8 protein-coding genes are annotated in these 13,511 nt (G+C 72.4%); 5 read left to right on the forward strand and 3 right to left on the reverse strand.

Translation table 11 applies throughout. The features are described from left to right. Positions 1-183: 183 nt before the first annotated feature. From ACFVW8_RS27270 to moeZ, 5 genes are all read left to right on the forward strand, one after another. Positions 184-2,031: a glycosyltransferase gene (locus ACFVW8_RS27270; RefSeq protein ID WP_389694473.1), complete on the forward strand. Its 1,848-nt coding sequence runs from the start codon at positions 184-186 to the stop codon at positions 2,029-2,031. A 538-nt stretch (positions 2,032-2,569) separates the two neighbouring features. Further along, positions 2,570-3,925 carry a hypothetical protein gene (locus ACFVW8_RS27275; RefSeq protein ID WP_389694474.1) on the forward strand — a complete coding sequence of 452 codons (1,356 nt, stop codon included), beginning with the start codon at positions 2,570-2,572 and terminating at the stop codon, positions 3,923-3,925. Between the two features lie 136 nt (positions 3,926-4,061). Beyond that, positions 4,062-5,027, forward strand: coding sequence for an NAD-dependent epimerase/dehydratase family protein (locus tag ACFVW8_RS27280; protein WP_389694441.1), 966 nt, complete (start codon positions 4,062-4,064; stop codon positions 5,025-5,027). Then, positions 5,015-5,857 carry a spherulation-specific family 4 protein gene (locus tag ACFVW8_RS27285; protein ID WP_389694443.1) on the forward strand — a complete coding sequence of 281 codons (843 nt, stop codon included), beginning with the start codon at positions 5,015-5,017 and terminating at the stop codon, positions 5,855-5,857. Before ACFVW8_RS27280 ends, ACFVW8_RS27285 begins: the two co-directional genes overlap by 13 nt. A gap of 85 nt (positions 5,858-5,942) precedes the next feature. Next, a complete protein-coding gene (gene moeZ / locus ACFVW8_RS27290) occupies positions 5,943-7,121 on the forward strand; it encodes an adenylyltransferase/sulfurtransferase MoeZ (RefSeq protein WP_389694445.1) in 1,179 nt (392 codons plus the stop codon). Between the two features lie 102 nt (positions 7,122-7,223). On the opposite strand, the gene ACFVW8_RS27295 is transcribed toward moeZ, so the two are convergent. The 3 genes from ACFVW8_RS27295 to ACFVW8_RS27305 form a co-directional block, all read right to left on the reverse strand. Then, positions 7,224-8,747 carry an alpha/beta hydrolase gene (locus ACFVW8_RS27295; RefSeq protein WP_389694476.1) on the reverse strand — a complete coding sequence of 508 codons (1,524 nt, stop codon included), beginning with the start codon at positions 8,745-8,747 and terminating at the stop codon, positions 7,224-7,226. A 145-nt stretch (positions 8,748-8,892) separates the two neighbouring features. Further along, positions 8,893-10,497 (reverse strand): alpha/beta hydrolase, encoded by a 1,605-nt coding sequence (locus tag ACFVW8_RS27300; RefSeq protein WP_389694447.1) that lies wholly within the window; start codon positions 10,495-10,497, stop codon positions 8,893-8,895. Positions 10,498-10,630: 133 nt separating this feature from the next. Next, positions 10,631-13,360, reverse strand: coding sequence for a lysylphosphatidylglycerol synthase domain-containing protein (locus ACFVW8_RS27305; RefSeq protein ID WP_389694449.1), 2,730 nt, complete (start codon positions 13,358-13,360; stop codon positions 10,631-10,633). Positions 13,361-13,511 lie beyond the last annotated feature (151 nt).

Here is a 13,511-nt window from a genome sequence, read left to right on the forward strand (position 1 = left end):
CACTTCATCTGTCACTCTCTTTCTTTTTGTCGTCGGGTGTAGTCCAATGCGCCCTTGTGGCTGAGTTCCCCCCCCCACCACTCCCCCCCCCCAACCCCCAACCGGCGTATCCGCTTACGGTCGTCCCGCTGCGAGTCGCCGATCCAACGGTGGCCGCCCACAAGGGAGATCGGGGGTGTGCTCGTGCGGATCGGACTCCTCACCGACGGTGGTTATCCGTATGCGACCGGTGAGTCCAGACTCTGGTGCGACCGTCTGGTGCGCGGACTCGCGCAGCACGAGTTCGATCTCTTCGCGCTCAGCCGCACCGCCGAACAGGAGGCGCGCGGCTGGGTCCAGCTCCCGCTCCAGGTGAGCCGGGTGCGGACGGCGCCGCTGTGGACCGCCGACGAGGACACGCTGGGCCTGCACGCCCCCCGGGGGCTGCTCTCGCGGCTGCTGACCGGTGGGGGCGCACGGACCTACGGACGGCGCGAACGGCGGCGCTTCACCACCCACTTCACGGCGCTCGCCACCTCGGTCTGTGCCGCGGGTGTGACCGGTGGCGAACGGGGTGACGGCGCCGAGGCCGCCGGTCAGGGAGAATTCGGCGCCGGCCGGAGCGAGCACGGTGACGAGGACCGTGCCGCCGGTTTCGCGGACGCGCGGTTCACCGACGGCCTCTACGGACTCGCCGAACTGGCCTGCGAACACGGTGGACTTCCCGCGGCGCTCCGCTCCGAGACCGCGGTCCGGATCCTGGAGGCGGCCTGCCGTGCGCCCGGCACCGGCCGCACCGTACAGAGCGCCACCGTCCCCGATCTCCTCGCCTTCGCGGCGGAGCTCGACCGGGTGCTGCGCCCGCTCTCCCTCGACTGGTACGACGAGGAGAGCCTCGGCGCCGTGGACCTCTGCCACGCCACCTCCGGAGGTGCGGCCGCCCTGCCGGGCCTGCTGGCCAAACGCTTCTTCGGGGTGCCGCTGCTGGTCACCGAGCACTCCGTGCAGCTGCGCTCGCACTACCTCGCGGCGACCGGTACTCCGCTGAGTGCGCCGGTGCGCGCCCTGCTCGCCAACTTCCACGGCAGCCTCGCCGGCGAGGTCTACCGCCAGGCCGCGCTCATCACCCCCGGCAACACCCACGCCCGCCGCTGGCAGGAGCGCTGCGGTGCGGAGCCCGCCAAGGTGCGCACGGTCTACCCCGGCATGGAGTCCGGCCGGTTCGCGGCGCTCGGCGAGAACGAGGGCGACGGCGGCCCGGACACTCTGGTGTGGGTCGGCCGGATCGAGCCCGCCAAGGACCTGGTCGCGCTGCTGCACGCCTTCGCGGAGGTGCGCAGGGCCGAACCGGACGCCCGGCTGCGGATCATCGGCGCGCCGGCCCAGGGGCCGGAGGGCGCCACCTATCTCGCGCACTGCCGCGCCCTCGCCGCCCAGCTCTTCCCGGACGAGGCCGCCGACGCGCACGCCATCGGCGACAATCCGGTCTCCTTCGAGGACATCGGCGGGGCGGAGGTCCCCGACCTCGCCCAGGCGTACGCCGCGGGCGGGGTGGTGGTCCTCTCCAGCGTGGTGGAGGGCTTCCCGATCAGCCTGGTCGAGGCGATGTTCTGCGGCCGGGCCACGGTGTCCACGGATGTCGGCGCGGTCGTCGAAGTCATCGGCGGTACAGGGCTCGTGGTGCCGCCGCGCAACCCCCGCGCCCTCGCCGACGCCTGTCTGGCGCTGTTGCGGGACCCGGAGCGCCGTGCGCGCCTGGGAGCGGCGGCGCGCGCCCGCGCACTCGAACTCTTCACGGTCGAACAGAACCTCGCGGCATTTCGCGGCATTTACCTGGAGTTGATCGCGCGGGCGCCGGTGCGCCGGGATGCGGCGGCGGCTCATGCCGGCGGCGGCCCGCGCCCCTTCGCCACGCCTCCGGAGGCCCACGTCCTCGGTCTGTGGCCGGAGCCGGACGACGATCCGGTGCCGGGACCTGCCGACCGCACACCCAGTTGGGCGGGCCAGGGCGTCTGCGCGGCGGCGCGTGGAGCGGGGGACGGCGATGTGTGACCAGGAAGCGGCCGGGCCGGGCCGCCGTACAGACCGGTCCGGGCGGCCCGGCGCCCCCGGTGAGAAGCACGGAGGAACGACGATGGCCCGCCCGACCGAGGTGCCCGGCACGCCGATGACCGGAAGCGGCTGGGACCCCCGCTCACGAGCGCTGGTCTCCGACTCCCCGGCCACCGATGCCTCCGAGCCGGTCTGGGGACCCCCGGCTCCGGAGGCGGGCGGTACGGGAGCGGCTGCGGGCGAGACGGGGGCCCCTCTGGTCGCCGGTACGGACACCGAGCCGGGAATGGCCGTGGCGAGCGGTACGGACACCGAGCCGGTCCCGCGCACCACCGCCGGGCCGGAAGCGGCAGCCGGTTCCGGAGTGGCGACCGGGCCGACGGCCGAGGCTGCGGCTCCGGGCGGTCCGGAGGGTGCGGCACGATCCGCCGGCCCGGGGGTCGGGCGGGAGACGGCTCCGCACGGTCCGGAGGGTGCGCCACGGTCCGCGAGCCCGGGGGCCGGGCCCGAAGGTGCTCCGGAGGGCGTCTCTCCGGAGATGTGCCCGCAGGGTGCCCCGGAGTGCGCGCCGCGAGGCGCCCCGGAATCGTCCGCGCACGACGCCCCGGAGCGCGCACCGCACACCACGTCGGGCACCCCGGACACCGCGCCGGAAACCGCCGCGTCCGCCCAACAGGCCACCCCCGCGCCTGCGCCCGAAGCCGCACCCGCGTCCGCCCAACAGGTCACCCCTGCGCCCGCACCCGCGCCCGTTCCGGAGCCGCACGTCTCCACCCGTGCGCCCGAGATCGCGCACGCCGCCCCTGCGCGCAAGCTCAGCACCGGACGGCGTGGTCCCGCCGACCCCGTGAAGTCGCTCATGCACCGGCACCGCGATCTGTGCGAGCGTGCCGTCGATCCGCTGGAGATCGCCGCCGGGCTCGAAGCCCACGGCGTCACGGACCGCACCGCCGCCCGCTACCGCCACCGTGACGTGTTCTCGCTCGCCGAGGAACTGTTCGCGCGGGTACCGGGAATCGCGGGGGAGCCCGCCGGAGTCGTTCCCGCTCCGGCGCGTGACATCCAGACGCGCGCCGCCTGGTCGCTCCGGGCGCTGCTGCCGGGCGCCGCCTGTCTGGCCACGCTGCTCTCGCTACGGCTCACGGACGGGGTGCTCGGCGGCGAGGCGCGGCTCGCCATCGGCAGCGGTGGCGCGCTCCTCGCGTTCATCGGGCTCGCTCTCGCCCTGCACAGCGGCCCGCTCTCCACCGGCGGCCGCTCCGCCGGAGCAGCCAACCTGTACGGCTGCTGGCTGCTCGGCTACGCCCTGTACGGCGAGGCGCTGCTCCACCAGGTCCTCAGCGGGGGGCCCGAAGGCCCCTGGGACATCACCCCCGCGCCGCTGCTCGGGCTCGCCGTGGCGGTCGCCCCGGCAGCCTGGTGCGTGCACCTCTTCTCCGTACACGCACACCGCAAACTCAACGGCAGCCGCGCCCTGGAGGAGTTCGCGGCAGGTGTGCGCCCCTTGCTGTTCGGCGCCGTCGCGTTCTTCCTCTGCGTCCTGGCCGGGCTCCTGTACCTGGCAGGCCTCGGGACCGGGGACGGCGGCGCCCCCGTCGGGGCGGCAGGCCTCGGGGTACTGCTCCTGCTGGCCCGGCTCCTCACCGTCCACGGATTCCCCGAACCGGCCGCCGCCGGACTCGCCGCCGCCTGCGCCGTCGAGGCCGCCGCACCCGCCCTGATCCTGGCCGGGCGGCTGCCAGGTCTCGACGCCGTGGCCCGGCCCGTCGACGTCCTCGTGGAAGTGGCGGGCACCGGAGCCGTACCGGCCGTGGCCTGCGGCGCGGCCGCGCTCGGCCTGCTGACCACCGCCACCGTCGCCCTCTCCCGAGCATCCGCCCACACCGCCGCCTGACGCACCCCACAGCCCCCGCGGAGCCGACGCCGCGGGTCCCTTCCCGCACCGTACGCAACTGCCTCAAGGAGACACCGGACATGACCCCCCAATACCCCGCACCGGCAGCCCGCCGTCGGCACCCAGGGGGCGCACGATGAGGGTGCTGCTGCTCGGAGCCAACGGATTCCTCGGCCGGTTCGTCGCCGACCGGCTGCTCGCCGACCCCGCCGTACACCTCACGGCGCTCGGCCGGGGCGACGACGCCGACGTACGGTTCGACCTCGCCGGCGGCAGCCCCGGAGCGCTCACCCGCTTCCTGGACGCCGTCCACCCCGGAGTCGTCGTCAACTGCGCGGGCGCCACCCGAGGCGGCGCCCGCGACCTGACCCGCCACAACACCGTCGCCGTCGCCACCGTCTGCGAGGCGATGCGGCGCAGCGGCTGCACCGCCCGGCTGGTCCAGGTCGGCTGCTCCTCGGAGTACGGGCCCTCCCAGCCGGGCTCGTCCACCGCGGAGGACGCCATCCCCCGCCCCGGCGGCCCGTACGGCGTCAGCAAGCTCGCCGCCACCGAACTCGTCCTGGGCTCCGGCCTCGACGCGGTCGTGCTGCGGGTCTTCTCGCCGGTCGGTCCCGGTACCCCGGCCGGCTCCCCGCTCGGCCGGCTCGCCGAGGCGATGCGGCGCGCCATGCAGTCCGGTGACGGCGAGCTGAAGCTCAGCGGCCTCGGGGTGCAGCGCGACTTCGTCGACGTGCGCGACGTCGCGCGCGCCGTGCACGCCGCCTCGCTCTCCGCCGCCCAGGGCGTCGTCAACATCGGCACCGGCCGGGCCGTCCGGCTCCGGGACGCCGCCGCCGTGCTCGCCAAGGTCGCCGGGTACGCCGGCGCGCTCCACGAGCTGGACACGCCCCCCGGACGGCTGCCCATCGGCGCCCCCCGTACCTCCACCGAATCGGTCATGGAACACCTCTCGGCCACCCCGTCCCCCTACCCGGACGGCTGCGGCGCCTGGCAGCAGGCCGATGTGCGCACCGCCAGGGACCGGCTCGGCTGGCGCCCCCGGATCAATCTGGAGGAGTCCCTCGCCGATATCTGGATGGAGGCGGCGTGCCGTATCTGACCAGCACCGGAACGGCCCGCCGGACCAGCGGCGCCGAACAGCTCGGCTTCGGTGTCCCCGGCTATGCGCACCCGCTGCTCGCACCCGTCGAATGGGCCGAGCTGGCCCGCCCCGGCACCCCGCTGCACTGGGCCGTCCTGGATATCGACAACGGCCCGGGCACCCGCCCCGACCCGCACTGCCTGGAGGCCGCCGGCCGGCTCCGCAACGCCCGCGAACGCGCGGTGCACGGCGAGGAGGCGCTGGACGCCGTACGGGCTTCGGCCGGCCGGCTGCTCGGCCGCCTCGACCTGGCCCACGGGAACCGGCCCTTCGGCCAACTGACCGCCGACGCCCGGTCCTTCCTGGACTGGTACCGCGTGGACGGCTTCTACCTCGACCGGTGCCCGGCCGAGCGAGCCGACCTGCCGGCGGTGCGCCGGCTCACCAGCACGCTCGCCGCGCTCCTGGCCGACTGCGACAGCGCGCAGGACGGCGGACACCTGGTGCTGGGTCACGACACCCACCCGTATCCCGGCTATGCCGAGGCCGCCGACCAGCTCGTCACCTTCCGCGGCGCGTGGACCGACTACCGCTGGTCCCAGGTGGCGGAGTGGACAGCCGCCTACCCGCCCGGCCGGTTCGCGCACTTCGTCCACGGCGTCCCGCGCACCCACCTGGAGGAGGCGATGCGCATCGCCCGCTGGCAGGGGGCCGGGACGATCTTCTTCACCGACCGCACGGGTGAGGCGGATCCGGTGAACGGGCGTGGACAAAGCGATCCATTCGCGACACTGCCCAGGTACTGGGACGAAATCGTCTCGCGGATCGGACCTGGTATCTCGGAATGAGGAGGGGCGTGGCAGTGTTACCGCAAGAACAACCGTACGTAGCCGAAGTACGTAGAAACCGACCACCTGCATTGTTGAGGTTCCTGTGTCGCTGCCACCCCTGGTCGAGCCAGCTGCTGAGCTCACCGTCGACGAGGTCCGCAGGTACTCCCGCCACCTGATCATCCCGGATGTAGGGATGGACGGGCAGAAGCGGCTGAAGAACGCGAAGGTGCTCTGTGTGGGCGCCGGCGGTCTCGGCTCGCCGGCTCTGATGTACCTGGCCGCCGCCGGTGTCGGAACGCTCGGCATCGTGGAGTTCGACGAGGTCGACGAGTCGAACCTGCAGCGCCAGATCATCCACAGCCAGGCCGACATCGGCCGGTCCAAGGCCGAGTCCGCCAAGGACTCGGTGCTCGGCATCAACCCGCTGGTGAACGTGGTCCTTCACGAGGAGCGGCTCGAAGCCGAGAACGTGATGGAGATCTTCGCCGACTACGACCTGATCGTGGACGGCACGGACAACTTCGCCACCCGCTATCTCGTCAACGATGCCGCGGTGCTGCTGAACAAGCCGTACGTCTGGGGCTCCATCTACCGGTTCGACGGACAGGCGTCCGTCTTCTGGTCCGAGCACGGCCCCTGCTACCGCTGCCTCTACCCGGAGCCGCCGCCCCCCGGCATGGTTCCGTCCTGCGCCGAGGGCGGCGTGCTGGGCGTGCTCTGCGCGTCCATCGGCTCCATCCAGGTCAACGAGGCCATCAAGCTGCTCGCCGGCATCGGCGACCCGCTCGTCGGCCGGCTGATGATCTACGACGCCCTGGAGATGCAGTACCGCCAGGTCAAGGTCCGCAAGGACCCCGACTGCGCGGTCTGCGGCGAGAACCCGACCGTCACCGAGCTCATCGACTACGAGGCCTTCTGCGGCGTCGTGTCCGAGGAGGCCCAGGAGGCGGCGCTCGGCTCCACGATCACTCCCAAGCAGCTCAAGGAGTGGATCGACGGCGACGAGAAGATCGAGCTCATCGACGTCCGCGAGCCGAACGAGTTCGAGATCGTCGCCATCCCCGGCGCAAAGCTGATCCCGAAGAACGAGTTCCTGATGGGCAACGCCCTCCAGGACCTCCCGCAGGACAAGCGCATCGTCCTGAACTGCAAGACCGGTGTCCGCAGCGCCGAGGTCCTCGCGGTCCTCAAGTCGGCGGGCTTCGCCGACGCGGTGCACGTCGGCGGCGGTGTGATCGGCTGGGTCAACCAGATCGAGCCCGAGAAGCCGGTGTACTAGCGCCTTTGCCCGGAGCCTTCCGGACTGCCACAGGCCGAACGCCTCGAAGGGGCCGGCCCGCATCGTGCGGGCCGGCCCCTTCGGCGTATCCACCGCGCTCCGCTACGAGCAGGTCTTGCCGTCCGCCGGGACCTTCCCGTCCAGGAAGTACGTGTCCACGGTCGACGTCACACAGCTGTTCCCGCCGTAGGCGCCGTGCCCCTCGCCCTTGTTGGTGAGCATGATGCCGACGCCCTTGCCCAGCTCGTCCGCCATCTTCCGTGCCCCCTCGTACGGTGTCGCCGGGTCGCCCGTCGTCCCCACGACCAGGATCGGACCGGCGCCCGGAGCGCTCGCCTCCGGGGTGTCGTGCTCGCCCTTCACCGGCCAGTGGGAGCACCAGCCCGCGGTGTCCCAGGCCAGGAACGCGCCGAAGACCGGCGACAGCTTCTCGAACTCGGGCAGCAGCGCCTTCGCCTCGGCCGCTGTCGGCCGGGCCTTGCTGTCCGCGCAGGAGATGGCCCGCTGCGCATGGCTCTCGGTGTCGTAATGCCCCTTCTCGTCACGGCCGTTGTACGAGTCGGCCAGCTGGAGCAGCATGCTGCCCCGGCCGCCCTCCGCCTCGTCCAGCGCCTGCGTCAGATACGGCCAGTTGTCCTTGGAGTAGAGCGGCATCACGATGCCCGTGAGGGCCAGCGACTCGTTGAGCTCACGGGCCGTACCGGTCGGCAACGGCTTCTTGTCGATCCGGGCCAGCAGCCGGGCGATGCGGCGGGTGCCCGCTTCCGGGTCCTGGCCGCGGTCCTTGAGGTAGTTGTCCAGCGCCCGCTGGAAGCCGGTCGTCTGGTTGCGGGCGTGACCGACGGTGTCCGCCGTCGGGTCGACGACGGCGTCCAGGACGGTGCGCCCGACGCGCGAAGGGAAGAGGTGCGCGTAGGTGCCGCCCAGCTCGGTGCCGTACGAGATCCCGAAGTAGGTCAGCTTCCGGTCGCCGAGCACCTCGCGGATCAGGTCCATGTCCCGGGCGGCGTTCGTCGTGCCGACGAACGGCAGGACCTTGCCGGAGAGACGCTCGCAGCCGGCGCCGAAGTCCGCGCCGTCCTTCATGAACGCCGCCTGTTCCGCCGCCGTGTCCGGGGTCATGTCGACCTTCCGGGCGGCGGCCTCCTGCTCCTGGTCGGAGCGGCACCGCACCCCGGCGCTCCCGGACACCCCGCGTGGATCGAAACCCACCAGGTCGTAGCGGGTGTTGAGCTTTGTGTACGAACCGGAGGCGCGCGGCAGGATGGAGACCCCCGAACCGCCCGGGCCACCGAAGTCGAACAGCATCGAGCCCAGGCGCCTGCCCTTGTCCCGGGCCTCCTTGCGGATCAGCGCGATCCCGATCGTGGCGCCGCCCGGCTTCGTGTAGTCCAGCGGCACCCGGACCGTCGTGCAGCGCCAGTCCGGACCCGGGGCGCTGCCGCCCGCGGGCGCCCCGCAGCGCTTCCAGGCCAGGTCCTGCGAGGTGAGCGAGCCGGGCAGCGCCGGCAGCTCCTGCTTCCCGCTCGCGGCGGACGAGGGTGCGGCGGACGGCGAAGCGGGCGGGCTGCCGGCCGCCCGTTTGCCGGGCTTGTCGTCCGTACCGTCCTCGCAGCCCGCGAGCATTCCCGTCAGCAGCAGCGCGGCTGCGGCCAGCGCCCCGGCCCGTGCGTATGACACCACGTGTCCGTCCCTCCCCGTTGTGCCTGCCCGGTCGACAGTGCGCCCATGGTAGGTCGCATGCCCGGACAGGCCCCGGGACCGCCCGGCCTCAGCCGCAGACCGTTCCGGCGGCCGGCACCTTGCCGTCCAGCAGGTAACCGCCCACCGCCTTCTGCACACAGGCGTTGCCGCTGTTGTACGCGCCGTGCCCCTCGCCCTTGTACGTCATCTCCACGCCGACGCCCTTGCCCAGTTCGGCGGCCATCGCCTGCGCGCCCTTGTAAGGGGTCGCCGGGTCGCCGGTGTTGCCGATGACCAGCTGGGGCGCCGAGCCCGGGGCGCTCACGTCCGGGTGCTCCCAGGTGCCCGCAGCCGGCCAGTCGGTGCAGGCCATCAGGCCCCAGCCCAGGTAGTCGCCGAAGACCGGCGAGGCGTCACGGAACGCGGGCAGTTTCGCCTTGGTCTGTTCCAGCGTGAACCGCTCCTTGGAGTCGGCACAGCTGATGGCCGTGTAGGCCGCTGCCGAATTGTCGTAGTGGCCGTCGTCGGAGCGGCCGTTGAGGGAGTCCGCGAGGGCCAGCAGCAGTCCGCCGTTGCCGCCGTCGGCCTCGTCCAGGCCCTGTTCCAGCAGCGGCCAGGTCTCCTTCGAGTACAGGGCCGCCGCAACGCCCGTGGTGGCCTGCGTTTCCGTCAGTTTCCGTGCGCCGATGCCGGACACGGGCTTCTTCTCCAGCCGGTCGAGCAGATCGCCGACGCCCTTTTCGATCTCGTCGGCGTCGGACCCCGGCAGCTTGCAGGCGTCGCCCCGCTTCGCGCAGTCCTCGGCGAAGTTGTCCAGTGCGAGCTGGAACCCCTTGGCCTGGCCCAGGGAGGACTGCTCGGAGTCCTCGGTCGGGTCCACCACCGCGTCCAGCACCGACCTGCCGACCTTCTTCGGGAACAGGTGCGCATAGACGCCGCCCAGTTCGGTGCCGTACGAGATGCCGAAGTAGTGCAGCCGGTCGTCGCCGAGCACCTGGCGCATCAGGTCCATGTCGCGGGCGGCGTTCTCCGTGCCGACGTGGGGGAGCTCGGCGCCCGAGTTCTTCTTGCAGGCCGCCGCGTACGTCTTGGTGTCCGTGATGAACGCCTTCTCCTCGGCGGCGTCGTCCGGCGTCCCGTCGCTCTCGTAGCGTGCGTCCAGCTGCTTGTCGCTCTCGCACTTCACCCCGGCGCTGCGGCCGACCCCGCGCGGATCGAAGCTCACCAGGTCGTAGCGGGTGCGCAGTTTGTCGTACTCGGTGCCGAAGGCGGGCAGCGTGGCCACGCCGGAGGCGCCGGGGCCGCCGAAGTTGAAGATGAGCGAACCGATCCGCTTCTTCTTGTCGATGGCCTTCGCCCGGACGAGCGCCAGGTCGATGGTGTCGCCGGACGGCTTGGCGTAGTCGAGCGGGACCTGCATGACCGAGCACTCCCAGACAGCCCCGCCGGGCAGCGGGGAGGGGGCGGCGCCGCCGCCCTCCGCCTGGGAGGGGGCTGGGCAGGTCTTCCACTTCGGCTTCTGGGATGCGAGCGCGGACGGGCCGGAGCTCGCGGCGGCGTTCGCCGCGTGCGGCGAGCTCTCCGACCGGTCCGGGGCGTTCTCGTCACCGCCGTCCGAACAGCCGGTGAGGGGGAGCAGCACGGTCACAGTGGCGGCGAGGGCCGCGGCGCGCAGGGCAGGGGAGGTCCTCATCGCTCCATCGTGCGGCGGGGACCGGGAGGGTGCACGGGGCGCCGGTCCAAGCGGGTGGCCATCGGCCCGGACCGGCGCAGGGGACTTCGCCGGGACGCCCGAGAGCCGTTCCGCCGGGGCTGGGGGACAGCCCTCAGAGCTCGCCCTTGCGGGTCAGGTGGTTGAAACAGATCCAGCCGGGCAGGACCGGCAGCCACAGCGTCATCAGCCGGAACAGCAGCACTGCCGGGGCCGCGACCTCCTTCGGCAGACCGACCGCGATCAGCCCCAGCGTCAGCGCCGTCTCGACCGCGCCCATACCGCCCGGAGTCGGCGCCGCCGAGCCCAGCGCGTTGCCGGCGAGGAAGACCACCGCGATGCTCGCGTAACTGAGGTGCGGCGTGTCCGGACCGCTGAACGCCCGTACCGAGGCGTCCAGACACATCACGAACAGGCCGGTCAGCAGCAGCATTCCGCCGATGCCGGTGAGCAGTTTCTGCGGACGCTGCACGACGTCGAGCATGCGCGGTACGACTCCGGCGAACAGCGAGCGCACCCGGGTCACCACGAACTTCCGCAGGAACGGGATCGCCGTCACGACCAGCACCAGTACGGCGACCGTCAGCAGCCCCGCGATCACGGTCCTGGACGGGGTGAGCGAGGACGGGGTCTTCTCGGTGCCGGTCAGATAGCCGAAGGCGGCGAGCAGCAGGATGTGACAGCCGAGACCGAACAGCTGCGAGGCGCCGACACTCGCGACCGCGAGCCCCGGGCGTACGCCGGCGCGTTGCAGGAAACGCGTGTTCAGGGCGACCCCGCCCACCGCGGCCGGCGCCACGATCTTCACGAACGACCCGGCGATCTGCGCCAGCACCGTCTTGCCGAACGACACCCGCTCGGGCACGAAGCCCAGCAGGCTCATCGCGGCCGCGACGTAGCTGAGGGCCGAGAAGCCGACCGCGGCCGCCACCCAGCCCCACTCGGCCTGCTCGACCACCGCACCGAAGTCGGCCTGGGTGAACTGCGAGATCAGGAAGTACGCGGCGATGGCGCCCGCGATGAAGCTGAGCAGCGTGCGTGGTTTGATGCGCTCCAGACGGACCGGCTCGACCGGTGCCTGCGGCCGGATCAGCAACACCTCCCGGCGGATCTGGGAGAGCAGGTCCTCCTCGCGGGCCTCCTCCAGCGCGTCGTCCAGGGCCCGCTTCTCGGCCTGCTTCTCGGTGCGCACCGATTTGCGGACGGTCTTGCGGTCCGCGTCCTCGGCCGGTTGCGCGCTCTGCGTCCTGGCCCGCTTGGCCGCGTCCGAAGCGTCGAGTACGGCCTCGCGCTCCCGCTGCGAGCGCTCCCGGGCGAGTCTGCGCAGATGCGCCCGGGTGGAGCGGCTGAGCGCGATCGGCTGGAGCAGCGGCAGACAGTCCGCGACGGTGTCCGGACCGACCACCGCCAGCGCGGCCGCCACCGCACGCTCGGGCCCCACCCGCAGACCGGTCGTGGTCAGCAGCTGGGCGACGTCCATCCGCAGGACCAGGTCACCGGCCGCGATCTCGCCGCCGCGCAGATCCGTGACGAACACCTTGCCGGAACGGTCCACCAGCAGCGCGTCACCGGTGAGCCTGCGGTGCGCGATCCGCCGCGACTGGAGCGACTGCACCTGGCGCCAGGCGCCCTGCACCACGTCGTCGGTGATGTCGGCGTCCTCCAGCGCGTCCAGCGAGCGCCCGCCGATGTGCTCGTACACCAGCATCACGGCGTCGGGGCCCAGCTCGGAGGTGGCGATCAGCTTGGGGGCGTTGGCGCCGGCGGCGATGGCCGCGTACGCGAGCAGCGCCTCCTGCTCCAGCGCCTGGCGCAGCGACTGGATGGAACGCCGCTGGGTGATCCCGCGCAGGGTGAGCCTGCGCCACACCCGGTAGAAGAAGCCCTGGGCCTGCTGTTCCCGGTCGACGACCGTCACATCGAGCGGCGGGCCGTCCTCCAGGGAGACCAGATAGCGGCGTCCGCGGTCGTTCTGGTCGCCGGAGTCGGGGACGTCGTCGGCCCGCATCGCGGTGACGGGGCGGAAGCCGACATGGCGCAGTCCGGCCATCAGGTGCTGGCCGGTCGGCCGGACGTTCGGTGAGCCGACCGCGTACAGCGTGCCGTACGCCACCGTCCAGCCGATCAGTACCGTGAGGATGATCGAGAGCGGTGTCGTGTACCCGCCGACCAGCATGGCGAAGGCGTCGAGCAGCAGCACCACCCACAGCACGACCCGCCAGCGTGGTCGTCTCGCCATCCCGACCGCTGTCATATAGGCGATCACGGGGGCGAGATAGCCGTGCACGGGATCGGTGAGCGCGTCACCGGGCTGGGGCTGGGTCAGGGCGTCCTGAATGGTTCCGGAGGCGGTCTTGGCGACCCACAGATCCGCCGCGAGCGTCACCCCGTGGGCCAGTACGGCCGCGAGGACCCCGTCCGCGATCCGCAGCCCGTCCCGTTTGATCAGCCGCTCGATGGCGAAGGCGACCGGGACGAGCAGCACGGCGATGCTGGAGACCAGACCGGCGATCTTGATGAGCACGTCGGGCGCCTGTCCGGTGCCCTTGTTGATGTCCTCCTCAAGACCGGTGGTCGTGCCGTGGGCGAACGCGGCGACGGAGAACAGCACGACGATCGCCAGGACGCCGATCAGGAGCCGCAGCAGATCGGAGGGGCGGTGCACCCGGGCGGGGAGCAGGGGTTCGTCCCCGGAGACGCGCTCGGTCAGTTCCTCTTCGGCGGTGGAGAGCGTCGAGCCGGCCGGCTTTCCGGAAGCGTTCTCCGGACCGGTGTCCGGATCCGGCCGGGCTTCTTCCGGGTGCGGCTCGGCATCAGAGGCGTCGGCCGCCTTCGGTGGCTGCACGCCCTGCTCCTTCGTCGCCTCTGATTGGTCTTCGTGTTCTCGTATCACCGGTCACCGCCCGCATGATGGTGGCACGGCCTACGGACGGAGGCGGGCATCAGGGTGGGATGCAGGGGCGCGCGAAGCGCAAAATACGCCCCTTTCCCGCCGT

The sequence above is a fragment of the Streptomyces sp. NPDC058221 genome (genome assembly GCF_042882365.1).
Classification (GTDB): domain Bacteria; phylum Actinomycetota; class Actinomycetes; order Streptomycetales; family Streptomycetaceae; genus Streptomyces.